Origin of the sequence: Proteus faecis (assembly GCF_030286765.1) — a bacterium.
In the GTDB taxonomy this organism is placed as follows: domain Bacteria; phylum Pseudomonadota; class Gammaproteobacteria; order Enterobacterales; family Enterobacteriaceae; genus Proteus; species Proteus faecis.
In genome coordinates, this window is record NZ_JASVWV010000009.1 from 1 (window position 1) to 25,450 (window position 25,450).

General features: G+C 39.7%; 23 protein-coding genes. 7 read left to right on the top strand and 16 right to left on the bottom strand.

Annotated elements, in window-relative coordinates:
• Nucleotides 1-246: 246 nt before the first annotated feature.
• Entirely contained in the window at nt 247-813 is a 567-nt protein-coding gene (gene gmhB, locus QSH13_RS12120) for a D-glycero-beta-D-manno-heptose 1,7-bisphosphate 7-phosphatase (protein ID WP_109396157.1), read from the bottom strand.
• 188 nt (nt 814-1,001) lie between these two features.
• Here gmhB and metN point away from each other — a divergent pair, with 188 nt between their 5' ends.
• The 6 genes from metN (at nt 1,002) to proS (ending at nt 6,729) form a co-directional block, all read left to right on the top strand.
• Complete coding sequence (gene metN, locus QSH13_RS12125; RefSeq protein ID WP_109396158.1) at nt 1,002-2,033, top strand: methionine ABC transporter ATP-binding protein MetN; 1,032 nt, start codon at nt 1,002-1,004, stop codon at nt 2,031-2,033.
• The gene (locus QSH13_RS12130; protein ID WP_072064246.1) at nt 2,026-2,679 is read left to right on the top strand and encodes a methionine ABC transporter permease MetI; all 654 of its coding nucleotides are present in this window, start codon (nt 2,026-2,028) and stop codon (nt 2,677-2,679) included. Before metN ends, QSH13_RS12130 begins: the two co-directional genes overlap by 8 nt.
• 66 nt (nt 2,680-2,745) lie before the next feature.
• On the top strand, nt 2,746-3,561 hold the full coding sequence (locus tag QSH13_RS12135) for a MetQ/NlpA family lipoprotein (protein ID WP_099074393.1): 816 nt from the start codon (nt 2,746-2,748) through the stop codon (nt 3,559-3,561).
• A gap of 130 nt (nt 3,562-3,691) precedes the next feature.
• Nucleotides 3,692-4,102: an Rcs stress response system protein RcsF gene (rcsF, locus tag QSH13_RS12140; protein ID WP_109396160.1), complete on the top strand. Its 411-nt coding sequence runs from the start codon at nt 3,692-3,694 to the stop codon at nt 4,100-4,102.
• Nucleotides 4,099-4,806, top strand: coding sequence for a tRNA (N6-threonylcarbamoyladenosine(37)-N6)-methyltransferase TrmO (gene tsaA / locus QSH13_RS12145; protein ID WP_109396161.1), 708 nt, complete (start codon nt 4,099-4,101; stop codon nt 4,804-4,806). The genes rcsF and tsaA overlap by 4 nt, the downstream gene beginning before the upstream one ends.
• Nucleotides 4,807-5,013: 207 nt before the next feature.
• The gene (gene proS / locus QSH13_RS12150) at nt 5,014-6,729 is read left to right on the top strand and encodes a proline--tRNA ligase (protein WP_109396162.1); all 1,716 of its coding nucleotides are present in this window, start codon (nt 5,014-5,016) and stop codon (nt 6,727-6,729) included.
• 212 nt (nt 6,730-6,941) lie between these two features.
• Here the strand turns inward: proS and nlpE are convergent, their stop codons facing one another.
• Nucleotides 6,942-7,622, bottom strand: a complete 681-nt coding sequence (gene nlpE, locus QSH13_RS12155) for an envelope stress response activation lipoprotein NlpE (RefSeq protein ID WP_109396163.1) — start codon at nt 7,620-7,622, stop codon at nt 6,942-6,944.
• A 261-nt stretch (nt 7,623-7,883) separates the two neighbouring features.
• On the opposite strand from nlpE, the gene rof reads away from it, so the two are divergent.
• Nucleotides 7,884-8,144, top strand: a complete 261-nt coding sequence (rof, locus tag QSH13_RS12160) for a Rho-binding antiterminator (RefSeq protein ID WP_072064250.1) — start codon at nt 7,884-7,886, stop codon at nt 8,142-8,144.
• Nucleotides 8,145-8,177: 33 nt separating this feature from the next.
• Here the strand turns inward: rof and tilS are convergent, their stop codons facing one another.
• The 14 genes from tilS to uppS all read right to left on the bottom strand — a co-directional run bounded on the left by tilS (nt 8,178) and on the right by uppS (nt 25,280).
• The gene (gene tilS, locus QSH13_RS12165; RefSeq protein ID WP_109396164.1) at nt 8,178-9,512 is read right to left on the bottom strand and encodes a tRNA lysidine(34) synthetase TilS; all 1,335 of its coding nucleotides are present in this window, start codon (nt 9,510-9,512) and stop codon (nt 8,178-8,180) included.
• A 168-nt stretch (nt 9,513-9,680) separates the two neighbouring features.
• Nucleotides 9,681-10,424: an SDR family NAD(P)-dependent oxidoreductase gene (locus QSH13_RS12170; RefSeq protein ID WP_286039218.1), complete on the bottom strand. Its 744-nt coding sequence runs from the start codon at nt 10,422-10,424 to the stop codon at nt 9,681-9,683.
• Nucleotides 10,425-10,666: 242 nt separating this feature from the next.
• The gene (gene accA / locus QSH13_RS12175) at nt 10,667-11,626 is read right to left on the bottom strand and encodes an acetyl-CoA carboxylase carboxyl transferase subunit alpha (protein WP_072064253.1); all 960 of its coding nucleotides are present in this window, start codon (nt 11,624-11,626) and stop codon (nt 10,667-10,669) included.
• Between the two features lie 12 nt (nt 11,627-11,638).
• The gene (dnaE, locus tag QSH13_RS12180) at nt 11,639-15,121 is read right to left on the bottom strand and encodes a DNA polymerase III subunit alpha (protein ID WP_109396166.1); all 3,483 of its coding nucleotides are present in this window, start codon (nt 15,119-15,121) and stop codon (nt 11,639-11,641) included.
• A 21-nt stretch (nt 15,122-15,142) separates the two neighbouring features.
• Nucleotides 15,143-15,733: a ribonuclease HII gene (gene rnhB, locus QSH13_RS12185; protein ID WP_006535883.1), complete on the bottom strand. Its 591-nt coding sequence runs from the start codon at nt 15,731-15,733 to the stop codon at nt 15,143-15,145.
• Nucleotides 15,733-16,905, bottom strand: coding sequence for a lipid-A-disaccharide synthase (gene lpxB, locus QSH13_RS12190; protein ID WP_109406943.1), 1,173 nt, complete (start codon nt 16,903-16,905; stop codon nt 15,733-15,735). The genes rnhB and lpxB overlap by 1 nt, the downstream gene beginning before the upstream one ends.
• A 7-nt stretch (nt 16,906-16,912) precedes the next feature.
• On the bottom strand, nt 16,913-17,716 hold the full coding sequence (gene lpxA / locus QSH13_RS12195; RefSeq protein ID WP_196544637.1) for an acyl-ACP--UDP-N-acetylglucosamine O-acyltransferase: 804 nt from the start codon (nt 17,714-17,716) through the stop codon (nt 16,913-16,915).
• Between the two features lie 3 nt (nt 17,717-17,719).
• Nucleotides 17,720-18,172 carry a 3-hydroxyacyl-ACP dehydratase FabZ gene (gene fabZ / locus QSH13_RS12200; protein WP_006535887.1) on the bottom strand — a complete coding sequence of 151 codons (453 nt, stop codon included), beginning with the start codon at nt 18,170-18,172 and terminating at the stop codon, nt 17,720-17,722.
• A gap of 124 nt (nt 18,173-18,296) precedes the next feature.
• The gene (gene lpxD, locus QSH13_RS12205; protein WP_196544638.1) at nt 18,297-19,325 is read right to left on the bottom strand and encodes a UDP-3-O-(3-hydroxymyristoyl)glucosamine N-acyltransferase; all 1,029 of its coding nucleotides are present in this window, start codon (nt 19,323-19,325) and stop codon (nt 18,297-18,299) included.
• 3 nt (nt 19,326-19,328) lie between these two features.
• A complete protein-coding gene (locus QSH13_RS12210) occupies nt 19,329-19,826 on the bottom strand; it encodes an OmpH family outer membrane protein (protein ID WP_109396171.1) in 498 nt (165 codons plus the stop codon).
• A gap of 92 nt (nt 19,827-19,918) precedes the next feature.
• Nucleotides 19,919-22,312, bottom strand: coding sequence for an outer membrane protein assembly factor BamA (bamA, locus tag QSH13_RS12215; protein WP_109396172.1), 2,394 nt, complete (start codon nt 22,310-22,312; stop codon nt 19,919-19,921).
• Nucleotides 22,313-22,351: 39 nt separating this feature from the next.
• Nucleotides 22,352-23,704, bottom strand: a complete 1,353-nt coding sequence (rseP, locus tag QSH13_RS12220) for a sigma E protease regulator RseP (RefSeq protein ID WP_286039219.1) — start codon at nt 23,702-23,704, stop codon at nt 22,352-22,354.
• A 9-nt stretch (nt 23,705-23,713) separates the two neighbouring features.
• Complete coding sequence (gene cdsA, locus QSH13_RS12225) at nt 23,714-24,577, bottom strand: phosphatidate cytidylyltransferase (RefSeq protein ID WP_109396174.1); 864 nt, start codon at nt 24,575-24,577, stop codon at nt 23,714-23,716.
• Between the two features lies 1 nt (nt 24,578).
• Nucleotides 24,579-25,280: a polyprenyl diphosphate synthase gene (uppS, locus tag QSH13_RS12230; protein WP_023582707.1), complete on the bottom strand. Its 702-nt coding sequence runs from the start codon at nt 25,278-25,280 to the stop codon at nt 24,579-24,581.
• Nucleotides 25,281-25,450: the final 170 nt, after the last annotated feature.

Sequence of the window (25,450 nt, forward strand, 5' to 3'; positions counted from 1 at the left end):
GAGCAGTGCAACATTCGCTGCCGTTTCCGGTCTTCTGCGTTGTTGCGAGGAGGTGCATTCTACATCTTCCTCATTCAGTGTCAAGCGTTTATTTTCAAGGCTTTTCACTTTTTTTCTTTGTTCTCTCAACCAGTTCGCTTAGCGCCCTGTGCCGTGACAACGAGGACGCATTATAGGGAGTTTTCTGAGGCTGGCAATAGTTTTTTTAAAAAAAATGTTCGTTTGTTGGTAATTTAAACGAAGTGCCTATTTTTTGTGGCTTTTTAGCCATTTTGGCAAGTCTGCTAGGCTATCGAGAACAAAATCTGCGCACTGTTGTGCCTCTTCTGTTATCTCTTTTCCTGTGCGAACAAGAATTTTATGCCCCACTCCCGCAGCTTTTGCTGCCAACATATCTTCTTTTTTATCACCAACCATATAAGAAGAAGCCATATCGATGTTTAATTGTGCTTTCGCATCCATAAACATACCTGGGGCTGGTTTGCGACAATCACATTCTTTCTTATATTCACCTACAGCGGCATCAGGATGGTGAGGACAATAATAGATACCATCCAAATCAACACCTCTATCTGCCAAAGACCAATCCATCCACTCTGTTAAATGTAAAAATTGATCTTCACTATAGTAGCCACGACCAATGCCCGATTGATTAGTCACGAGTACCAAGGCATATCCCATCGCTTTTAATTCAGCCATTGCCTCAATAACGCCATCGATAAACTCAAAGTTATCAATTTCAGACACATAACCATGGTCTATATTAATAGTTCCATCGCGATCTAAAAAAATCGCAGAAATCCCCTTGCTCACAACATTACTCCATTTAGACATTTTTATTAGTATCGCATGTTTTTTCTTATATAGAGAATGATATCCATAGCTTTCTTTATTACTCGCCAACTCTTTTTTATTGACTTGGACGTCTAGACGCCTTAACATCTATTCTAACTCGGGCAGAATAGTCTTTATGTCCCATATCTACTTATATAAAGAAAAACATGATTAAACTGACGAATATAAATAAAGTGTTTAAGCAGGGAGAGCGTTCAATACAAGCGCTATCAAACATTAACCTGCATGTACCACAAGGGCAGATTTTTGGTGTTATCGGATCGTCAGGAGCGGGTAAAAGTACATTAATACGTTGTGTGAACATGTTAGAAAAACCAACTTCAGGTGAAGTACTTGTTGATGGTCGTGATCTGACTAAGTTATCTGATAAAGAATTAACAAAAGCACGTCGTGGCATTGGTATGATTTTCCAACATTTCAACTTACTGTCTTCTCGTACAGTATTTGATAATGTGGCTCTACCATTAGAACTTGATAGTACACCGCGTACTGAAATTAATAAGCGTGTTAATGAATTACTTGAATTAGTCGGTTTGTCAGATAAGAAAGAGTATTATCCAGCAAACTTATCTGGTGGGCAAAAGCAACGTGTTGCAATTGCACGCGCATTAGCAAATTCACCAAACGTTTTATTGTGTGATGAAGCAACTAGCGCCCTTGATCCAGCAACAACACGTTCTATTTTAGAATTACTAAAAGATATTAACCGTCGTTTAGGCCTCACCATTTTATTAATCACGCATGAAATGGACGTTGTAAAACGTATTTGTGATCAGGTTGCAGTCATAAGTGGTGGTGAATTAGTTGAAAGTGATGCGGTGAGTGCAGTTTTCTCTCATCCCAAAACACCGGTTTCTCAGGCTTTTATCCAATCAACACTGCAATTGGATATTCCTGAAGATTACAAAGAACGTATGAAACCAGAATGGGAGGAAGGGTTATTCCCATTATTAAAACTTGAATTTAACGGTCAATCAGTTGATGCACCATTAATGTCTATTGTTGCTCGTCGTTTTGACGCAGATATTAATATTTTAAGTTCACAAATGGACTATGCCGGTGGTGTTAAGTTTGGCGTGATGTTAGCTGAGCTACACGGTAAGAATGGTAATACTGAAAAGTCTATTGCGTTTTTAGAAGAGCATCATGTGAAAGTAGAGGTTCTCGGTTATGTCTGAAGGAATGATTTATTTATTAATTAGTGGGATCTGGGAAACCTTAGTCATGACCTTCGTTTCAGGCTTCTTTGGTTTTATCATCGGACTACCACTTGGTGTTTTACTTTATGTCACTCGTCCTGAACAAATTATGGCAAATCCACCTGCCTATCGTGTGATCTCAGCACTTGTGAATATTTTTAGGGCTATCCCTTTTATTATCTTACTTGTATGGATGATCCCTTTTACTCGCTTAGTTGTAGGAACATCCATTGGCTTACAAGCGGCTATCGTGCCATTAACGGTTGCTGCGGCACCTTTTATAGCTCGTATGGTCGAAAATACACTATTGGAAATCCCACAAGGATTAATTGAAGCATCTCGTTCTATGGGTGCAACACCAATGCAAATTATTAAGAAAGTTTTATTACCAGAATCGTTACCAGGCTTGATTAATGCTGCAACTATTACACTAATTACATTAGTGGGTTACTCAGCTATGGGTGGTGCTGTTGGTGCCGGTGGTTTAGGTCAAATTGGCTATCAATATGGTTATGTTGGCTATAATGCAACGGTAATGAATATTGTCATTGTTCTACTCGTTATTCTTGTTTTTATCATTCAGTTTTTCGGCGATCGCTTAGTGAAGCTGACAACACATAAATAATTAGATTGAAGGTTTCAATTATTAAATCGGGACCTTTTAATTAACAGATCAAATAAGGGTAAATGTATGTCATTGAAATTTAAATCGCTCGCAGTCGTAAGTGCTTTAATTGGCGCATTAGCATTAGCTGGTTGTGGTGAAAAAGAAAAAGATCCAAACCATATTCGTGTTGGTGTTATTTCTGGCTCCGAGCAACAAGTTGCAGAAGTAGCAAAACAAGTAGCTAAAGATAAATATGGTCTTGATGTAGAACTCGTTACTTTCAATGACTTTGTGATGCCTAATGAATCATTAAGTCGTGGTGATATCGATCTTAATGCATTCCAACATAAACCTTATTTAGATCAGCAAATTAAAGATCGTAATTTTAAAATTACTGCGGTGGGAAATACCTTTATTTACCCAATCGCAGGTTACTCTAAAAAAATTACTGATTTAGCGGATTTACCTGATGGCGCTCAAGTGGCTATCCCTAACGATCCAACTAACTTAGGTCGTTCACTGCTGTTACTAGAAAAAGTAGGATTAATCAAATTAAAAGACGGTGTAGGCTTATTACCAACTTCTTTAGATATTATTGAAAATCCTAAAAATCTAAAATTAGTAGAATTAGAAGCACCTCAATTACCACGTTCATTAGATGATCAAAAAATCTATTTGGCGGTAATTAATACCACTTATGCAAGCCAAGTAAACTTAACACCAGCAAAAGACGGCATTTTTGTTGAAGATAAAGACTCTCCATATGTAAATATCATTGTTGCACGCGAAGATAATAAAGACAGTGAGAATGTGAAGAAATTTATTCAAGCCTATCAAACAGATGAAGTAGATAGTGCTGCAAATAAAATCTTTAACGGTGGTGCTGTAAAAGGCTGGTAATACGTTTAAATTTAGCTTAATTATAAAAAAGGCGGACATTTGTTCGCCTTTCTCTTTTTTACTTGGCTAATTTGCATTAAATTAGTGCCGTTTAATTTTTGTCTAGACAATAATAAAGAGGATATTACCCATGCACATGCGCTTGCTACTTATTGGCATCATGGCGCTGTTTATGACAGGCTGTTCAATGCAAAAATCATCTGATGTTGATCAGTCTAAATTTACGGATATGCGTTTAAATAAACCAGGGCAACCACAGAAGCCCAAATCACAGACTTTACCTTCAGTACGTATTGTTGAAAAAACAGAAGATCTTTTAGGTGCTCCTTTTAAAGATCTAGGTATTGTCGCAGGAGAGTCTTGTCGTCAAACATTACAAGATCCACCAGCAAGTTTACCTATTGCTAAAAAAAGAATGGCAACAAAAGCAGCCTACAAAAATGCAAATGCCGTTTTGTTACATGAATGCCAAATTGTCACAGGCCTAGGTTGCTATCAATCCGCTATTTGTGAAGGCTCAGCACTACTTATTACTAAATGAATACCTACCAAATGAATCCTATAGGGTATATTTCGAGCCCTTATAAAGAAAAATTTGCTGTTCCACGCCAACCTGGATTAATCCAGGATGGCGGTGGGCAACTTATTCTACATACACCTTATAATCACCCTGATGCAGTGAGAGGTTTAGAGCAATTTAGTCACCTTTGGTTAATTTTTGTTTTTCATCAAACAGCACAACATGGTTGGCATCCACTCGTTCGTCCCCCAAGATTAGGCGGTAACGCCAAAGTTGGTGTATTTGCAACTCGCTCAACCTTTCGCCCCAACCCAATTGGTATGTCATTGGTTGAATTGAAAAAAGTAAATATAGAGAATCAATCTGTTATTTTAGAACTAGGTAGCCTTGATTTAGTTGATGGTACGCCTATTCTTGATATCAAACCTTATTTACCATTTGCAGAATCTCGCCCAAATGCAATTGCAGGATTTGCACAAGAAGCACCCAACAATGAAATGTCTGTTTTCTTTTCGCAGCTTGCATTAGAACAACTGCAATACTATGCCAATGAATACCCTCATCTTCCGCGTTTTATTACCCAAGTATTACAGCAAGATCCTCGCCCTGCTTATAAAAAGGACGAACAAAGTGATAGAATTTATGCGGTACACTTACTCGAATTTAATATTCGCTGGCAAGTCAATCAACAACAGACACTTGTTCTTAGTATAGAACCGCGGTAACTTGCTATTACCTTCATTGATATTGTTATCATGAATAATCTGATCTGAAAGTCATTCTCATGTCTTTAGACAAATCAGATTGAAAAAAATGCTTTGCCCCTTTTGGCAGACCTAAGTCACTGGTAGACTAAAGTCCTTCTCTAATTATATTGATATAGACTGGCGTGACAGTCAGCCTAAGTATTTTTGTTCTAATGGAACCTAATAATGCGTACTAGCCACTATTTGCTCTCTACTCTAAAAGAGACACCTGCTGATGCAGAAATTGTCAGCCATCAACTTATGCTTCGCGCAGGCATGATCCGTAAACTCGCTTCTGGTCTTTATGATTGGATGCCTACAGGCGTTCGTGTTCTAAGAAAAATTGAAAAAATTGTTCGTGAAGAGATGGACAACGCAGGCTCTCTTGAGATTTCAATGCCCGTTGTTCAACCCGCTGACTTATGGCTAGAAAGTGGTCGCTGGGAACAGTATGGTCCTGAATTACTGCGTTTTTCAGACAGAGGTGAGCGCCCATTTGTTTTAGGCCCGACTCATGAAGAAGTTGTTACGGATATTGTTCGTAATGAAATTACCTCTTACAAACAACTTCCACTGAACTTATATCAAATCCAAACTAAATTCCGTGATGAAGTACGCCCTCGTTTTGGTGTTATGCGTTCTCGTGAATTTATCATGAAAGATGCTTACTCTTTCCATATCTCTCAAGAGTCTTTACAAGAGACTTACGACAGAATGTACGAGGCTTACAGCAAAATTTTCTCACGTATTGGTTTAGATTTCCGCCCAGTACTTGCAGATACTGGCTCTATCGGTGGTAATGCCTCTCATGAATTCCAAGTTTTAGCAGACAGCGGTGAAGATGATATCGTCTTCTCTACTGGCTCTGACTATGCAGCCAATATCGAATTAGCAGAAGCAATAATGCCTGCGACTCCACGCGCTGCGGCAACTGAAGAATTACGTTTAGTGGATACACCAAACGCTAAAACAATTGCTGAATTAGTCGAACAGTTCAATCTGCCAATTGAAAAAACAGTTAAGACACTGATTGTTCATGGCACAAAAGAAAGTGGTCACCCATTAGTTGCATTATTAGTCCGTGGCGATCACGAACTTAATGAAGTTAAAGCAGAAAAATGCGCTATCGTTGCAGCACCTTTAACTTTCGCTACTGAAGCTGAAATACGCCAAGCTGTAAATGCAGGACCAGGTTCACTAGGCCCTGTTAATCTGCCACTACCAGTTATTATGGATCGTTCAGTCTCTATAATGAGTGATTTCAGTGCAGGTGCAAACGTTGATGGTAAACACTATTTTGGTATCAACTGGGAGCGTGATCTGCCTATTGCTGAAATTGCTGACATCCGTAACGTTGTTGAAGGTGATCCAAGCCCAGATGGCAAAGGAACGTTGCTAATTAAACGTGGTATTGAAGTTGGTCATATCTTCCAACTTGGCACAAAATATTCAGAAGCATTAAAAGCAACCGTACAAAACGAAGAAGGCCATAATCAAATCGTTACTATGGGTTGTTATGGTATCGGTATAACTCGTATCGTTGCTGCTGCTATTGAACAAAATCATGATGCACGCGGTATTATTTGGCCAGATGCGATTGCACCATTCCAAGTTGCTATTTTACCAATGAATATGCACCGTTCTTATCGTGTTAAAGAAGTCGCTGACAAACTTTATAACGAATTACGCGCTCAAGGTATTGATGTTTTATTTGATGATCGTAAAGAACGTCCTGGTGTAATGTTTGCTGATATGGAACTTATCGGTATTCCACACACGATCGTGATTGGTGATCGTAACTTAGACAACAACCAAATCGAATATAAAGCGCGTCGTAGTGATGATAAATCACTGGTCAATGTTGACGATGTTGTCGCCTTTATCAAAGAGCAACTCGCTTAATCATTAAGCCTCTTATTTTTGAGGCTTGATTGATAAGTTACCAGCGTATCCTCTCAGATACGCTGGTAACTGCAATCAGAATAATATATCAAACGAAAAAGACTGAGTTCAGTTCAATACCGGACTCAGTCTTTGCTCAACTCATTTAAACTGTCTAATAAACGCAATACTATTCAATAGGCGATTTTTTATTAAAACAAAACCGCTAAAACTCAACTTCTGCCACTGCGATGGTTTCCACAAGAGCCATGGCGATTAAAACGAGGCTTCGCATCCGTAACCACTAATGCTCGATCAAATTTACCATCTTCCATCGAAGGCCGAATACTGTAATAACCATTAACTTCAAGGTAAACAGGTGTTCCACCATCAACACCCGTTGAGAAATAGCCTTTTTCCAATTCAATACCACTGGCTGCGTAAACGCGTCCTGATTGGCAATCTTTAAACGTACCTGCATCGGCAAAATAGGTATATTCACCTGCGAGCTGTTTAGGCTGAACCTTAGCTAAGGTATAATTTAGTTCTGAATTAATAACATTGCCATCAATATCAAGCATAACTAATTTATCTTCGCGAGGTAAATAATAGCTCTTCTCACCATAGCTATTAGTCAACGTCAGCTTATCTTTACCTAATGCCCATGTTCCTGACTCAAAGAAACTACGTTTCTCATCAGGTAAACCTTGATAGCTTTGCTCCATAACGTAAGAGCCATCTTGATTAACAAGAATTGTTGTGTCGATACCAGAACAATCGGCACAAGGCAGAATACTGTTGTAAGTTTGATCTACAATTTTTCCATCAAGTGATAAGCCAATATTATTTTGACAACCTGACAGCACAAATAACCCCGCAGCAACGGCTGCAAATAAAAATTTTTTCCCCATCATCAACTCCCTACATTCTGGGTACTTTTTAATAAATCATTTTCAATATGATTCTAACATTTTTTAAAATAAAAAGGGGCAATAAAACAAGCTTTAAGACAAATGCACCCATAATGCTAATTATTTCTCAAATCACTTCGAATAAAGCACTATTTCAGAAAATTATTATAATAACTATTGTGCTCACATCGAATAACAGCATAATGATTTTATTCTGAATTATTCACTGGCGGCAACACCGCCACGAAAGAGTGGTGAGGGAATATGTCAACAAATACAGAATATCAACCAATTAACTGTGATGATTATGAGTATCTGGAGTTAGCATGCCAGCGTGGTTTAGCGCTCCATATTGAACTACATGATGGTGAGCTTATTGAAGGTATTGCGGATGATCTTTTTTTAAGCAAGAAAGTTGAATACCTAAAAGTCAAAACATCTGAAGGCTCTAAAGATTTACGACTGGATGTTATTGCCAGTTTTTCTAATCCCGAACTTGGGACAATCATTATTAAATCGGAATAACCGAATAAAGAACAACCGCCAACAGGCGGTTGTTCATTCATGAGCCTTTCGCCACCCAATAGTAATAGCATGTTCTGATGTTGCTTTTCCCTCAAAAGTAACAAATGTATCAATAGCTACAATTAGCGTATCATTATAATAAATCAAAGGGATCCTAGTTCTACGCCAAGGCGCAATTTCAAGCTCTTGCCAAATTTTTTTACTATGCCGAGCATGTTCTCGCCCTACAATACGTAAAGATGTTTGTGTTAAACCAAAACGCACGGTGACTTTTTCATCACTTGAAGGCTTTCTAACCGTGTTTTTTCCTGTTTCGGCTACAAGAGATAGCGTCCCTAAACCATTAGGTAAATATAAAGGTTCACTGAGCGACGACCACTCAATAATGTGATCTACGAGCTCTTCGATGATTGGAACTAAATAAAGGCGTTGCTTATAGCGCCTGACTTCATCTTGATCAAATTGTAATCGAGGTGCTGCATCTTCTTTTGCTAATGCAACTTCTTGCCATAATCGTAAGATTTGTTGTCGTGATGGCATGGATTTATTATGTTTAGCAAACCAGCGTCTCAGTAACGCGTTACGCTTTATAACACTACAATGGGCAAGTTGATTAATATCTAAGCTATTCTCAATATCCATTAAACCATTAAGTTCAGAGTCTAATAGTTCATCTAATAGTGCCTCTTGTTCACCACACAATGCAGCACTTCGAGTTACTGCTTGTGAAAAATGAGGCCAACGTTGAGTTAGTAAAGGCATAACACGTAATCGTAAAAAATTACGATCGTAACGATCATCTTGGTTACTATCGTCTTCTATCCAATCTAGCCCTTGCTCAGTAGCATAAAATTCAATTTGCTCACGCGTAATATTGAGTAAAGGGCGAAGTAAATAACTATTCTCGAACACCATTTTGGCAGGCATCGAGGAAAGTCCAGCAGGACCACTACCTCGCTTTAAAGCCAGTAAAAAAGTTTCAGCTTGATCATCTTGGTGTTGAGCTGTCACTAACACTTGTTGCGACTGTAAATATCGACGAAAAGCTTCATAACGCGCCTCTCGTGCCCCCTTTTCAAGCCCCCCATCTTTAGGATCGACACTCACTTTTTCACTGATAAAATCAACACGCCATTGCTGACAACATTGTTTACAATGAGTAAGCCAATCATCTGCTCTGATATTTAATCCATGATGAATATAGATAGCTGTTAATTCTAAAGGTAATTGGAATTCATCACGTAAACGTACAAGCCCTTGTAATAAAACAGTGGAATCTACCCCCCCACTAAAACCCACCAAAATTTTAGTGTAAGGATCAATTTGTTGTTTGATTTCTTTAAGGAGTAAGTCGTATTTCTGTTTCATTGTATCGTTATTTATCTGTGAATTCAGATGATTATGTTAAGCTTTTCTATCTGATTTTGCACGAATACAACGTCCCCCTGAAAAATGAATATAAGATTTAAGATATTTTATTACTGATGAAGAAAGATAAGGCAGAATAAACACTATTCTGCCTAAAATAAATACAATTTACGCTGTAAAACCACCATCAACCAAATAAGATGCGCCTGTTACAAAAGAAGCTGCATCACTGGTTAAGAAGGCCACAACATTAGCGACTTCTTCTGGTGTTCCAAGACGACCAATGGGATGCAGTGTTGCTAATTTTTGCTTATCGAGCTCACGTCCATCTAATAATGGCGTATCAATATACCCAGGACAAACCGCGTTAATACGAATACCTTTACTTGCATAATCAATGGCAAGTGTTTGCGTCAGTAATTTAACGCCCCCTTTTGACGCACAATAAGCAGGAAACTCATGTTGACCAACAAAAGAACAAATTGAACTACAATTAACAATCGCACCTGAAATTTTATTTTTTAACCAATACTGAATGGCAGTACGATTAATCAGAAATAGTCCATTAAGGTTAACATCTAATACCCCTTTCCATTTCTCATACTCCAATTTATCTGCAATGTTATCTGTTAAAACCCCAGCATTAGCAAATATAAAATCCATTCGTCCATACTTAGTGACGACATAATCGACAAGTTGTTTATTTTCTTTTTCACTGGCGACATCCATTTGAACAAACTCAGCGACAAATCCTTTTTCTTTTAGGTATTTTTCTGCTTTTTGCCCTCGTACCAAATTACTGCCAGTAATAACAACTGACGCACCTAAGGATAAAAACTTTTCAGCTGATGCTAGACCAATACCACTATTACCACCTGTAATAATTCCTACTTTTCCACTAAACGATATCATCGTGCTTTCCTTATTAAAGAATTAAATGACCAGATAAAATAATAGCTATTGCTTATTATTCTTTTAGTGAAAATTAGAATTAATATTGTTTTTGAGATGGGCTTAACATACTGATATATAATATATTATTGTTAATATCACTTAGTTTAATTATCTCAATAGAGATAGTTTTCAGAGCGTCAAAAAAAGCCCCATGTGATTAACATGAGGCTCATCTCAGAATTGATTCAGATATGATTAGATCAGCAGTAACCGTATTCCATTAAACGTTGGTAACGACGATTTGTTAGCTCTTCTGATTCAAACGCATCCAATTCTACTAAATCGGATTGAATTTGCGCTTTCAATGAAGCGGCAATTTCATCATAGTGACGATGCGCACCACCTAAAGGCTCAGGAATAACCGTATCAATTAGCTTAAGCTCTTTTAAACGGTTCGCAGTGATCCCCATCGCTTCTGCGGCTAATGGTGCTTTATCAGCGCTTTTCCAAAGAATGGATGCACAACCTTCTGGTGAAATAACAGAATAAGTGCTGTATTGCAGCATATTTACTTTATCACCTACACCAATCGCTAATGCTCCGCCAGAACCGCCTTCCCCAATAACCGTACAGATAATTGGCACATTAAAGCGTGACATTTCACGTAAGTTACGTGCAATGGCTTCTGATTGACCACGCTCTTCAGCACCAACACCAGGATAAGCACCCGGAGTGTCAATAAAGGTGATAATGGGTAAATTAAAACGCTGTGCCATTTCCATTAAACGCAGTGCTTTTCGATAACCTTCTGGTGCAGGCATACCAAAATTACGGCGAATTTTTTCTTTTGTTTCACGCCCTTTTTGGTGCCCGATAACCATCACTGGACGACCATCTAAACGCGCAATACCACCAACAATCGCTTTATCATCAGCATAAGCACGATCACCTGCTAATTCTTGGAAATCAGTAAAAATGCGATGAATATAATCCAGTGTGTAAGGTCTTAATGGATGACGCGCAAGTTGTGCCACTTGCCATGCACCAAGATCAGAAAAAATCTTACGTGTTAACTCTAGGCTTTTTTCTCTTAAACGTGAGACTTCTTCATCGATATTGATATCGATTTTTTCATCATGTTGGCTAACTGCGGTGAGCGAATCAATTTTCGCTTCTAACTCGGCAATTGGCTGTTCAAAATCCAGAAAATTAAGACTCATAACATTCCTATTTTAGTCAAATTCTAATTCTACCTGCTCATTACCCAGCAGAGTTCGCAGATCCGTTAAAAGCATATCCGTTGGCGTAACACGCCAAGTCGCACCAAATCGTAAACGTGCACAGGCATCATGCTTTTCAAAATAAAGGTGAACCGGTATCGTGCCTGAACGATGAGGTTCTAAAACGCCGCGAAGACGATTTAATAATTGCTCATTAATTTGCCTGTCCGATAACGAGATAGCAAGTCCTCGTGCATATTTTTCACGGGCTTCGTTGATATCCATAAGTTCGCGGACTGTCATTTTAAGCCCACCATTGAAATCATCAAAGCTGACCTGCCCAGTAGCAATTAAAATCTTGTCTTGTTCTAATAAATGTTGGTATTTATCCAATGCATCAGAAAATAACATAATTTCTAAGCGACCTGAACGATCATCTAAGGTACAAACACCGATCCGATTTCCACGTTTCGTTGTGAATACTTTAGAAGCAAGTACTAAACCTGCTACCTTCACCATTTGACCCCGAGGTGTTGGTACTAAATCTTTTAGACGCGTTCCTGCCGCATATCGTTCAATTTCTTTTAAATAACGCGTGATCGGATGACCTGTTAAATATAAACCTAAAGTCTCTCGTTCACCTTCTAAAACAACTTGGTCTGGCCATTTAGGTATATTGGCATAAGAGCGCTCTACTTGTTCAGGTGCTTCAGCTAACACGCCGAACATGTCAGATTGCCCTATTGCTTCAGCTTTGGCATGTTGGTCTGCGGCTTTTAATGCATCTTCTAATGAAGACATCAAAGCAGCACGATGGGGCCCCAGCTTATCGAATGCGCCTGACATTATCAGTTTTTCCATCACTCGGCGATTCAATTTTTTCGTATCTGTTCTAGCACAGAGATCAAAAATATCTTTAAAGTGACCACCTTGTTGACGCGCTTCTACAATTGCTTCAATTGGACCTTCACCCACACCTTTAATGGCACCAATACCATAAACGATTTCGCCTTCATCATTAACGTGAAAATGATAAAGTCCACTATTAATATCAGGAGGTAGAACTTTTAATCCCATTCTCCAACATTCGTCAACTAATCCCACGACCTTTTCGGTATTATCCATATCAGCTGTCATTACTGCAGCCATAAATTCAGCTGGATAGTGGGCTTTTAACCATAATGTTTGATAAGAAACTAAGGCATAAGCTGCTGAGTGCGATTTGTTAAATCCATAACCGGCAAATTTCTCTACCAAGTCAAAGATTTTCATGGCTAATTCACCGTCTACACCATTTTTGATAGCACCTTCTTCAAAAACAGAGCGTTGCTTTGCCATCTCCTCGGGCTTTTTCTTCCCCATAGCCCGTCGTAACATATCCGCACCGCCTAGCGTATATCCTGCAAGAACCTGCGCAATTTGCATAACTTGTTCTTGATATAAGATAACGCCATAAGTAGGCTCTAAAACCGGCTGTAGGCTTTCATGTTGCCATTTAACATCAGGGTATGAAATTTCTTCAACACCGTGTTTACGATCGATAAAGTTATCAACCATACCTGATTGCAATGGTCCAGGGCGGAATAGGGCAACTAATGCGATCATATCTTCGAAACAGTCTGGACGTAGTCGCTTGATGAGATCTTTCATGCCACGAGATTCTAACTGGAATACCGCGGTTGTCTCTGAGCGTTGCAACATGTCAAAACTGCGCTGATCTGTCAATGAGATCGCTGAAATATCAACAGGTTCAAGTGACTTTTTAGCTCGTCGGGCATTAATCATCTCTAATGCCCAGTTAATAATAGTTAGTGTTCTTAATCCTAAGAAGTCGAATTTAACAAGACCTGCGTATTCAACATCGTTTTTATCAAATTGTGTAACGGGGTTATTTCCCTCTGCATCACAGTAAAGTGGTGCAAAATCGGTAATTTTCGTGGGTGATATAACAACACCACCCGCATGTTTACCCGCATTACGTGTTACTCCTTCTAATTTACGAGCCATATCAATAAGAGATTTGACCTCTTCATCAGCTTCATAAATTTCAGGTAATTGAGGCTCGGCAGCAAATGCTTTTTCCAGCGTCATACCCGGATCAGGAGGAACAAGTTTTGAAATTCTATCAACAAAACCGTAAGGGTGCCCTAAAACACGGCCAACATCGCGAATAACTGCTTTCGCCGCCATCGTACCAAATGTAATAATCTGAGATACTGCATCACGACCGTACATTTCAGCAACGTGGTCAATAACTCTATCGCGTTTCTCCATACAGAAATCGACGTCAAAGTCAGGCATCGAAACACGTTCAGGGTTAAGAAAACGTTCGAAAAGCAAGTCAAATTCAAGAGGATCAAGATCTGTTATTTTCAGCGAATAAGCCACGAGTGAACCCGCACCTGAACCGCGCCCAGGACCAACAGGAACACCATTATCTTTAGACCACTGAATAAACTCCATCACGATAAGGAAGTAACCAGGGAACCCCATCTGGTTAATTACTTTCAGCTCGATATCAAGACGTTCATCATATTCAGGACGTCTTTTTTGTCGCTCTTCGGGATCTGGAAATAAAAAGGCTAAACGCTCTTCTAAACCTTCTTGTGATTTTTTAACAAGGAAATCTTCTGTACTCATATTCCCAGTTGGAAATTGAGGAAGGAAGTATTCCCCTAAACGGATCGTGACATTACAGCGTTTAGCGATTTCAACACTGTTTTCTAATGCTTCAGGTATATCAGCAAATAATTCACACATTTCTTCTTCTGTGCGCATATACTGCTGAGGGCTATAATTTTTAGGACGTTTGGGATCCGATAACGTAAAACCATCATGAATTGCGACACGAATTTCATGTGCATCAAAATCATCACTGTCGAGAAAACAGACATCATTGGTTGCAACGACAGGCAGACCTTTTTCAGAAGCTAGTGCAACTGCTTCATGAAGATAAGCTTCCTCATCAGTACGACCCGTACGAATAAGTTCTAGATAATAACTATCGGGAAAATGAGTTTGATAATACTCAAGACACTGATCAACTAAAGCTCGATTTCCGCGAAGTAGAAACTTCCCGACATCCCCCATTCTGCCACCAGAAAGCAACAAGAGCCCTTCTTTATAGGTTGTTAGCCACTCTTGTTTAATCGTCGGCCCAGCAGCGCCATAACCGTGTTTGTAAGCTTCTGAAATCAGTAAAGTGAGATTTTGGTATCCTACATTATTGCGTGCAAGAATAGTAAGATGAGCATACTCATCACCTAATAATTCTGTTTCAAGGTAAACATCAGCGCCAATGATGGGTTTAATGCCAGCACCATGTGCAGCACCATAAAATTTCACTAGCCCACATAAGTTAGTGAAATCAGTAATCGCAAAAGCAGGCATTCCCAGCGAAGCCACTTTCTTCACAAGAGGCCCTGTTTTTGCCAATCCATCGATCATTGAATAATCGCTGTGTACCCTAAGATGGATAAAACGAGGATCTGCCATAGTATTTAATTACTCTGTGGATTACTTTAAATTTAAAGCACGTTTTACAGGCGCAAAACTTTTTCGATGATAGGGTGTTGCCCCTAATAAGGCTAGTTTTTCCATATGGAAAACAGTTGGATACCCTTTATGTTTAGCAAAACCATAATCAGGGTAAAGCTTATCTAACTCTTCCATTTCTCTATCACGAGTCACTTTAGCAAGTATAGAAGCCGCACTAATTTCTTGAACTAAACTATCACCTTTGATAACCGCTTGAGAGGCCATTGGTAATTTAGGACAACGGTTACCATCAATTAAAACCATATCAGGTGTTATTGATAATCCTGCAACAGCGCGTTCCATTGCTTTCATCGTTGCCCAAAGAATATTTAATTCATCAATTTCTTCGGGCTCTGCACGACCTATCGCCCAGCATAATGCTTTTTCTTTTATTTCGTCATAAAGGGCATTACGCTTTTTTTCTGTTAGCTTTTTGGAGTCTGTTAATCCTTCAATTGGATTTGCTGGATCAAGGATAACAGCTGCGGTAACCACTGCGCCCACTAATGGACCTCGACCAACTTCATCAACTCCAGCAATAAGATTTGCTTTTGGATATACAAATTCCATTATTTCTCTACCAATTCTAATACTGCATTTGCTGCTTGCTCATCCGCATTACAACGAATGGCACTATGTAACTGTAAAAATATCTCTTTTAATTGATGTACTTTTTCTTCATCAGTTAAAAGAGGTAAAAGTTGTTGCGCTAACGCTGATGGTTCGCACTCTTCTTGCAATAATTCTTTGATAATTTCTCGGCCAGCTAACAAATTAGGTAAAGAGACATAAGGCGTTTTAACTAACCGTTTTGCTAACCAGAAAGTAAATGGTTTCATGCGATAGCCAACAACCATCGGGCATTTGGTTAGCATACATTCTAATGCAGCCGTCCCTGATGCTAACAAAGTCGCATCACTCGCTGTCATTGCTTCTCGTGCTCGCCCATCAAGAAGTTGTATCTCAAGCTCAGGTGCCACATTTTGATGTATTTGTTCAAATTGGGCTCGTCGCTTAGCATTAACTAATGGCACAACAATATGAAGAGAGGGGATCTGCTGTTTTAGTAACTGTGCTGTTTTTATAAAATCAGCACTCAGCATCTCAACTTCAGCATGACGACTACCGGGAAGAAGTGCTAAACAAGGTATTTCTTCAGATATCCCTAGATGTTCACGAGCCACTTTTTTGTCTGGATTTAAGGCTATGGCATCAGCCATTGTATGGCCTATAAAACGACAAGGAACCTGATACTTATCATAAAACGCTTTTTCAAAAGGAAGAAAGGCAAGCACTAAATCTGTCGCTTTACCAATTTTGAAAACACGTTTTTGACGCCAAGCCCACACAGATGGACTGACATAGTGAATAGTTTTGATCCCTTTTTGCTTTAAACGACCTTCAAGAGTGATATTAAAATCAGGCGCGTCGATCCCCACGAAAACATCAGGTTTTAATTCTGAGAATCGTTGAGTGAGATCTTTTCTGATCTTTAATAAGCGAGGTAATCGTTCAAGAACTTCAACGATCCCCATGACGGCAAGCTCTTCCATCTCATACCAAGCTTCACAACCTTCAGCTTGCATAAGAGGTCCAGCAACACCGACAAAGTGAACATTGGGATGCATTTGTTTTAGAGCGCGGATTAAACCCGCGCCCAAGATATCACCGGACGTTTCACCAGCAACTAAGCCGATAATTAACGGACGCTGAGTAGTAGATAATTGGCCTGACAAGGTCATATCCTAATTAGCGAATGATGCCGCGGTTAGATTTTGCTGAATTTTCCAGAAAATCACTGAACAGTTTGACATGCGGATTATTATTATCAGCAACCAATTGTCCGATTTCTTCACGCGCTTCTTCCAGAGTTTTACCACTACGGTAAAGGACTTTGTAAGCATTACGAATTGCATGAAGATCTTCTTTAGCAAAACCTCTGCGTTTTAACCCTTCAATATTCAGCCCATAAGGAGTCGCATGGTTTCCTTGTGCAATAACAAAAGGAGGAACATCTTGTGCCACGCCTGAACATCCACCGACCATCACATGAGAGCCAATTTGGCAAAACTGATGCACTGCACTCATACCACCGATAATCACAAAATCACCTAAAATAACGTGACCACCCAGTGTGCCGTTATTTGCAATAATACAACGATCACCAATGATACAATCATGTGCGACGTGGGTATTAATCATCAATAGGTTATCGTTACCAATTTTTGTGATGTTGCCACCTTGGGTTGTTCCACGATGGATAGTCACACTTTCGCGAATAAGGTTTCGATCACCAATAATGACTTGCGTTGGTTCACCACGATATTTCAGATCCTGATTCACTTCACCGATAGAAGTAAATTGATAAATCTGATTATCTAGGCCAATACGTGTGTGCCCATTAATAACAACGTGAGATTTGATATCAGTACCTTCACCAATCTCAACATTAGCTCCAATGACACAAAAAGGGCCAATGCGAACATTAGCACCGATTACCGCACCCTCTTCAATAATAGAGGAAGGGTGAATTACTGCGGATTTATCTATCATAGGCTAGACCTCACGGCGGCGAGCACACATCATTTCAGCTTCGCAAGCAATTTCCCCATCAACTTTAGCGACGCCTTTAAAGCGAGCAACACCACGACGTTCTTTAATGAATTCTACTTCTAGGATCATTTGATCCCCAGGTAAGACAGGACGTTTAAAGCGAGCACCGTCAATAGCAGCAAAATAGTAGAGTTCACCAGGTTCCAGCTTTCCTACGCTTTTGAATGCTAAAATACCCGTTGCCTGAGCCATGGCTTCGAGGATAAGCACGCCAGGGAAAATGGGTTTTCCTGGAAAGTGACCTTGAAAGAAAGGCTCATTAAAAGATACATTTTTTACTGCTCTTAGAAATTTCTTTTCTTCAAAATCAAGGACACGATCAACCAATAAAAATGGGTAACGGTGTGGAAGTAAATCTAAAATTTCTTCGATTTGCAGAGTATGATTCTCACTCATTGCAATACTCTTCCTGTCTAATAAAACTGAGTCTAATTAATAATGACACGACCTGCTGTGACTCAAAAAGTGAGTTAACCCGCAGGTCGCAAAATGGGTAACATTCCGTCAATGACGTATATTGTTACTTGTCGCTACTTTCTACTTGACGTTCAAGCGACTTGAGCCTTTTTTGCATTTCATCAATTCGCAACACAAGAGCTGCGGTTTTACGCCATGCTTTATTCGATTGCAGCGGAATTCCTGAAGAATAAACACCCGGCTCAGTGATAGGACGCATTACCATACCCATACCTGTTACCGTGACTTTATCACAGATCTCCATGTGACCATTGATAACACTTGCTCCACCAATCATACAATAGCGGCCTATTTTCAGGCTACCCGCCATGATGACACCACCAGCAACAGCGGTATTATCACCAATAATGACGTTATGTGCGATTTGGCACTGGTTATCAATGATAACACCATTACCGATAACTGTGTTATCTAATGCGCCTCGGTCGATTGTAGTGCATGCACCGATTTCAACGCGATCACCAATCACGACTGAACCTAATTGTGGAATTTTGATCCAATTACCACGTTCATTAGCATAACCAAAACCATCTGAACCAATCACAGTGCCTGATTGAATCAAACAATCTTTACCAATGATAACTTCATGATAAACAGATACATTTGCCCATAAACGGCTATTATCGCCAATATGTGCTTTTTTACCCACAAAACAACCGGCACCAATCACAACATTATCACCAAGGATAACATCCGATTCGATAACGGCGTTTGCCCCCACTGATACATTTTTTCCTAACTTAGCGTCAGGTGAAATAACAGCACTTGGGTGAATATCCTGTGCTGGCTTCGGTGTTGTATCCATAATCTGTGCCATTTGAGCATAGGCTAGATACGGGTTTTTCACTACAAGTGCAGCAACTGGGCAAAATGGAAGATCAGCTTCTGTTAATACAACAGCAGCTGCCTGACATTCACTTAATTTTTCACGATAGCGACTATCGGAAAGAAATGTAATTTGTTCGCTATTTGCTAAGCTCATTGAAGCAAGACCGGCGATAGTGACATCACCATCGCCGTGTAACTGTGCATTCAACTGCTGAGCAAGATCAGCTAATCGAATTGAAAACATCTATTATTTAACCTGTTTTTGAACCTGAGCAGTAATATCTTTACCATCTGCGAAATAAGGTACAGTGTTAGCATCAAGGATCACATCATAGCCTTCTTTCTTCGCTACTACATCAACAGCGTCTAATACACGTTTCATGATTTTGTTACGCTCTTCAGCTTGACGGCGGCTGAAGTCTTGCTCAAAAGCTTGTGCTTTTTGTGCATATGCTTCACGTTTAGCAACCAGATCTTTCTCTGTATTTGCACGTTGTGTTGCATTCATAGTTGGTGCATCTTTTTGATATTTCTCAACAGCGGTCTGTAATGCTTTACCTAAGTTCTGCAATTCAGTGTCACGTGATTTGAATTCATTTTCCAATTGTTTCTCTACCGCATCACGGTTAGGAATTTGTTGGAGAACTTGACCGATGTTCACAACACCGACTTTATCCGCAGCTTGAACACCTGCTGACATGGTCAATGCCATTCCTAAGGCAGCGGCACATAACAATTTTTTCACGATTAAACTCCTTAAAACCAAAAATAATTTTTGTCAGAAATCGGATGCCTTTTTCAGCATTGTGAAATAAGGCATCAACTTTACTTACATCGCTACCACGTTCTACCAATATTAAACTGGAATTGTTCTGATTTATCGCCTTCGTAATCTTTTATTGGCTTAGCATAAGAGAATACTAATGGACCTAAAGGAGATAACCATTGTAACGCAACACCAGTTGAAACACGTATATTACTTGCTTTACCAAAATCAGGCATACCTGCGGTCCAATTAGAATTAGTGCTATTCCAATTGGTATCCCACACTGTACCCGCATCAACAAACATAGAGGTTCTGACTGACGATGAATATTTATCATCCACAAATGGGGTTGGAGTGATCAGTTCAAAACTTGCCACTGCCATGGCATTACCACCAACCGCATCACTTGATAAATATGGTTTTCCTTCATGCCCCTTTTCATTTAAATAAACAGCTTTAGGACCGATATTATTTGAACGGAAACCACGAACTGTACCAGAACCACCGGCATAGAAGTTTTCATAGAATGGTAATTCTTTACCACCAAAACCATCACCGTAGCCTAAACGACCTTTAAACAAGGTTACCCAAGATTCTTTTTCATCAATTGGGTAATACGCCATACCGTCCCAAGTCACTTTATAGTACTTGTTGTCAGAGCCAGGTACAGTCACACGTCCACTTAAGTTGCTTCTCACACCTGATGTCGGGAAGAAGCCTTTGTTTAAGTTATTAAATGTCCAACCAAGGCTAACCGTATAGTCATCCGCGTTAAAGGATTCACGTTTATCAAGTGCTGGATTTTCCCCCATACTTTCAAGGTAACGCCACATTGCAACTTGAGGATCCATTCGTGACAGACCATTGTGAGTATAGCCTAAGCCAAGACGTGCTGAGTTATATTCATTAATTGGGAAGCCTAATGTACCATCTACACCATAAGATTTATTGGTATAGCCTGATAAATCGGCATCATTAGCGCGGAAGTCATTATAGAAAACTCGACCGCCTAAACTCACGCCATTAACGGTAAAGTATGGGTCAGTAACAGATAATTCTGCGTAAGTTGAGTAATCATTTTTACTCGCATTAATAGCAACTGCGTTACCCGTACCTAACCAGTTATCTTGAGTAACCCCCACTTGGAAGCTCACACCACTTTCAGTACCGAAACCGACACCAAAGTTAAGAGAACCAGTGTTACGTTCTTTTACGCGATAAACAATATCGACCTGATCAGGAGAACCAGGAATACGCTGAGTTTCGGTTTCAACCGTTTCGAAATAACCTAAACGATTTAAACGCTCTTTACCTTGTTCAACTAAATCACTACCTAACCATGCACCTTCCATTTGACGCATTTCACGGCGTAAAACTGAGTCTTTAGTGATGTCATTGCCTGCGAAACGTACTTGACGAACATAGAAACGGTTTCCTGCATCTACATTTACATGCAGTTTCACGGTTTTATTTTCATCATTAATTTCAGGGCTTGTCATAACGCGAGGATAAGCATATCCATAACGACCTAACAGATTTTTAATATCATTTTCTGTTTTAGTGACTTGCGCACCATTATAAAGAGAGCCCGGCGTAATTTCGATAAGATCTTCGATCTGTTTAGTGTAACCCGCTGTATTACCATTGATTTCAGTATTTTCTACTGTATATTTATCACCTTCTTTCAGGTTAATGGTAATGTAAATTCCTTTTTTGTCTGGCGTTAAACTGACATTTGTCGATTCAATATCAAAACGTGCATAACCGCGATCAAGATAGAAACTTCTTAATGTTTCTAAGTCACCAGCCAGTTTTTGCTTCTGATATTTTTCATCAGCCGCTAAGTTCCACCAAGGAACATCGTCACGTAATTGGAAACGGTTAACCAACTCAGCAGTAGAAAACGCTTTATTACCAACAATGTTGATTTGCTGAATAGTTGCTGAAACCCCCTCTGCAAACACGAGTTTTAAGTCAACACGGTTACGAGGAAGAGGTGTAACAACCACTTTTACCGTTGCATTATATTTACCAACACTATAATAGAAATCTTCAAGTCCTTTCTCGATATTTGCAAGCATTGTACGGTCAAGTGTTTCACCAATACGAATGTTAGAAGCATCAAGGTTCTGTTTTAGCATCTCTTCCTTGATTGCTTTGTTACCAGAGAAAGTAATGCTGGCAATAGTTGGACGCTCTTTTACTTGAACAATCAGAGTATTTCCGTCACGCAGGACACGAACATCATCAAAGTTTCCTGTCGCAAATAATGAACGGATAGTTCGGCTGATATCATCATTACCGACCGAGTCTCCAACCCGGACAGGCATGTTCAGTAATGCTGCACCAACGGCGACGCGTTGAAGACCTTCAAATTGAATGTCCTGAACTACGAATCCGTCTGAACCGTATGCAGTGGCGCTGCCCAGCAGCAGCGACGCTATAAGCAACTTTTTCATCGCCATCGTTGTTTTGTGTTTTCCTAACCGGTCCCTGCTTATCAATTATAAGCGAGAGAAATCATTGAAAAGTGCAAGTCCCATTAAAAGCATTAGTGCCATAATACCAATACGATAACAGAAATCTTGTACACGCTCAGATACCGGCCCTCCCTTTATCTTTTCGATAACCAGGAAAAGCAGGTGCCCGCCATCTAAGACAGGCAGGGGAAACAAGTTAATGATCCCCAAATTGACACTGATAAGCGCCATAAACATCAAATAATAAATAAAACCAGAATCAGCAGACATTCCTGCGCCTTTTGCGATAGAAACTGGTCCACTAAGATTAGTTAATTTGACATCACCTACGACTAACTTGCCAATCATTTTGACAGTTAACCCCATCAACTGCCATGTTTTATCAGATGCTTCATAGAGCGCCGAAAATGGGTTGTATTGCTGCATTATCAAATATTGCTCATCAGGAGGTAATATTTGCAATTGCGCACCAACTTGCCCTACTTCAGTGCCATCTTTCAGTACAACAGCTGTCGGTGTAATATTCAATGTCAACGACGAGCCGTTGCGTTCAACAAGAAGAGCCAAAACTTTATTGGGACTTTGTCGAACAAAATAAGTAAATGGATGCCATACATCAATTGGCTGACCATCAACTTTAACGATACGATCCCCTGCCTGTAAACCCGCTTTTTCAGCAGCAGAACCTGCCGTAACGTCAATAATCTTTGAGTCTAACCGTGCGCCAACAGGCATTATCCCTAAAGACAAGATAGGATCTTGTTTTTCCGGATCAAAGTTCCATTGTTGTAAATTCAGTATATTCTCACTCTCAGAAAGAGAATTTGGATCTGAAACAACGAATGAAACCTCTTTGGCTCCAATGTTACTAACTAATGCTAAACGAACTGCATTCTGATCAGGCGTTTCGATACCTGCAACAGATTTTAGTTCCATTCCTGGCGTTAATTTTGCTTGTTCTGCGATAGAATTCGGACGAATGTCTGCAATTATAGGCTTTAATGCAGGCACACCTATCATAAAAACAATCCAATAGGCGGCTATCGCTAACAAAAAGTTAGCAATAGGTCCTGCAGCAACAACCGCAGCACGTTGACCAACTGTTTTATTATTAAATGCAAGATGACGACGCTCAGGTGCAACCTCAGCGACTCTTTCATCTAACATTTTTACATAGCCACCCAAGGGTATCCATGCGATAACAAATTCAGTGCCATGTTTATCTACTTTTCGCCAAATTGCTTTTCCAAAACCAATAGAAAAACGCTCGACATAGATACCACAGCGCCTAGCTACCCAAAAATGCCCAAACTCATGTACCGTAATTAAAATACCTAAAACGATAATAAACGCGGCAAGATTCCACAGGATACCCATTACTTACCTTTATAGTTTAAAGCCAGAAGAAATCAGAAAGACCAATCCTGCAAAGACTGGGATAGCCGCAGTCAAACTATCAATTCTATCAAGTACACCGCCATGCCCCGGTATCAATTGGCTACTGTCTTTAATACCAGAAACACGTTTAAACATGCTTTCTGCTAGATCGCCAAATACCGATACGATAACAACAATGCCAGATATTAATAACAAGTTGTCGGGTACTTCAGTCACTGGTGAAAAATAAGTAAACAACCACGATGCCACACCAGCTGTAATCAAACCACCAACTAACCCTTCGAGGGTTTTACCTGGTGATACTTTAGGCGCCATTTTATGTTTACCCATTAAACGACCGAAAGCATAAGCACCAGAATCAGCCGCCCAAACTAATAACATGACATACAATAACCACCATGCACCAGTATAAGTGTCGGTGTTATAACCCAACATACGTAGCGCCATCATGCCACAATAAAAAGGAACAATCGTCAATATACCGAACAATAGCTTAATAAAAACTGAATTTTTCCACATATTGGCTGAATTCGGATAACTTACAACTAATAAAATTGCAGCTACCCACCAAATTAAGCCCGCCCACAAACCATTTTTTATCATTGGAGTGTCTAGTAGATGGTCAAAATTAGGTAAAGAAAACTGCATAACGAGTAACAATGCAGCAAAACCGATCCCTGTCGCAATACGTTTACCTTGAGAATGCCAGCCAATAAATTGTGCCCATTCCCACCCCGCTAAGCCTGATATTGCGATAATGACCAATCCAAAACCTACCGGAGGAAGTAGAAATAGTGCAGCAATAACAATAGGGATTAAAATTAATGCGGTGATGACACGATACTTAAGCAAGTTATCCTCCCAGATTTATAGTATCTGTTTCTGATGTAGTACCACCGAAACGTCTTTCCCGTTTAGCAAAAGCATCTAGTGCATTCTGAAAAACTTGTTCATCAAAATCAGGCCATAAAACCTGTGTAAAATAAAGCTCAGCATAAGCAATCTGCCAAATAAGAAAATTACTTATACGATGCTCACCACCTGTACGAATAACAAGATCGACATCAGGCTGATTATGCAAGCAAAGATGTGAGGATATTGCATTTTCATTAATATCTTCGAGGCTAATTTCCCCTTTTGCGAGGGATGTCGCTAATTGTTTTACACTTTGAGTAATATCCCATCGACCACCATAATTAGCCGCAATATTTAAATTAAGTCCTGTATTATTCGCAGTGAGTGCCACAGAACTTTTAATTCGGTCTTGTAAACGACGACTAAAACGGCTGATATCACCAATGACAGTCAATTTAACATTATGTTTATGAAGGCTCTTCACTTCGTTATCTAAAGCAAAAACAAATAACTCCATGAGAGAACTCACTTCCTGCTCTGGTCTATTCCAGTTTTCGCTACTAAATGCATATAACGTTAGTGATTCAATTTTGTGTTTTACGGAAAAGCTAACCGCATCCCGAACTGCTTTAATTCCCGCGCGATGCCCCGTTACTCGGAGTTTCCCTTGCTTTTTAGCCCAACGTCCATTGCCATCCATAATAATAGCAACATGCTTTGGTTTTGATGCGGATGAATCGTCACTGGATAAGTTCACTCAATTTAACCCTTTGCTAATCTGATACTGATACAGACAGTCCTCTTCGGATAACCTATGCACAAAAAAAAACCGTGACACCCACGGCCTTTGGCAAAGCCTCAAAGTTGCTA

What these genes read in the sequence shown, in the direction of transcription:
- metN (WP_109396158.1), top strand. Translation starts at nt 1,002, where the DNA reads ATGATTAAACTGACGAATATAAATAAAGTGTTTAAGCAGGGAGAGCGT.
- QSH13_RS12130 (WP_072064246.1), top strand. Translation starts at nt 2,026, where the DNA reads ATGTCTGAAGGAATGATTTATTTATTAATTAGTGGGATCTGGGAAACC.
- QSH13_RS12135 (WP_099074393.1), top strand. Translation starts at nt 2,746, where the DNA reads ATGTCATTGAAATTTAAATCGCTCGCAGTCGTAAGTGCTTTAATTGGC.
- rcsF (WP_109396160.1), top strand. Translation starts at nt 3,692, where the DNA reads ATGCACATGCGCTTGCTACTTATTGGCATCATGGCGCTGTTTATGACA.
- tsaA (WP_109396161.1), top strand. Translation starts at nt 4,099, where the DNA reads ATGAATACCTACCAAATGAATCCTATAGGGTATATTTCGAGCCCTTAT.
- proS (WP_109396162.1), top strand. Translation starts at nt 5,014, where the DNA reads ATGCGTACTAGCCACTATTTGCTCTCTACTCTAAAAGAGACACCTGCT.
- nlpE (WP_109396163.1), bottom strand. Translation starts at nt 7,622, where the DNA reads ATGATGGGGAAAAAATTTTTATTTGCAGCCGTTGCTGCGGGGTTATTT.
- rof (WP_072064250.1), top strand. Translation starts at nt 7,884, where the DNA reads ATGTCAACAAATACAGAATATCAACCAATTAACTGTGATGATTATGAG.
- tilS (WP_109396164.1), bottom strand. Translation starts at nt 9,512, where the DNA reads ATGAAACAGAAATACGACTTACTCCTTAAAGAAATCAAACAACAAATT.
- QSH13_RS12170 (WP_286039218.1), bottom strand. Translation starts at nt 10,424, where the DNA reads ATGATATCGTTTAGTGGAAAAGTAGGAATTATTACAGGTGGTAATAGT.
- accA (WP_072064253.1), bottom strand. Translation starts at nt 11,626, where the DNA reads ATGAGTCTTAATTTTCTGGATTTTGAACAGCCAATTGCCGAGTTAGAA.
- dnaE (WP_109396166.1), bottom strand. Translation starts at nt 15,121, where the DNA reads ATGGCAGATCCTCGTTTTATCCATCTTAGGGTACACAGCGATTATTCA.
- rnhB (WP_006535883.1), bottom strand. Translation starts at nt 15,733, where the DNA reads ATGGAATTTGTATATCCAAAAGCAAATCTTATTGCTGGAGTTGATGAA.
- lpxB (WP_109406943.1), bottom strand. Translation starts at nt 16,905, where the DNA reads ATGACCTTGTCAGGCCAATTATCTACTACTCAGCGTCCGTTAATTATC.
- lpxA (WP_196544637.1), bottom strand. Translation starts at nt 17,716, where the DNA reads ATGATAGATAAATCCGCAGTAATTCACCCTTCCTCTATTATTGAAGAG.
- fabZ (WP_006535887.1), bottom strand. Translation starts at nt 18,172, where the DNA reads ATGAGTGAGAATCATACTCTGCAAATCGAAGAAATTTTAGATTTACTT.
- lpxD (WP_196544638.1), bottom strand. Translation starts at nt 19,325, where the DNA reads ATGTTTTCAATTCGATTAGCTGATCTTGCTCAGCAGTTGAATGCACAG.
- bamA (WP_109396172.1), bottom strand. Translation starts at nt 22,312, where the DNA reads ATGGCGATGAAAAAGTTGCTTATAGCGTCGCTGCTGCTGGGCAGCGCC.
- rseP (WP_286039219.1), bottom strand. Translation starts at nt 23,704, where the DNA reads ATGGGTATCCTGTGGAATCTTGCCGCGTTTATTATCGTTTTAGGTATT.
- uppS (WP_023582707.1), bottom strand. Translation starts at nt 25,280, where the DNA reads ATGGATGGCAATGGACGTTGGGCTAAAAAGCAAGGGAAACTCCGAGTA.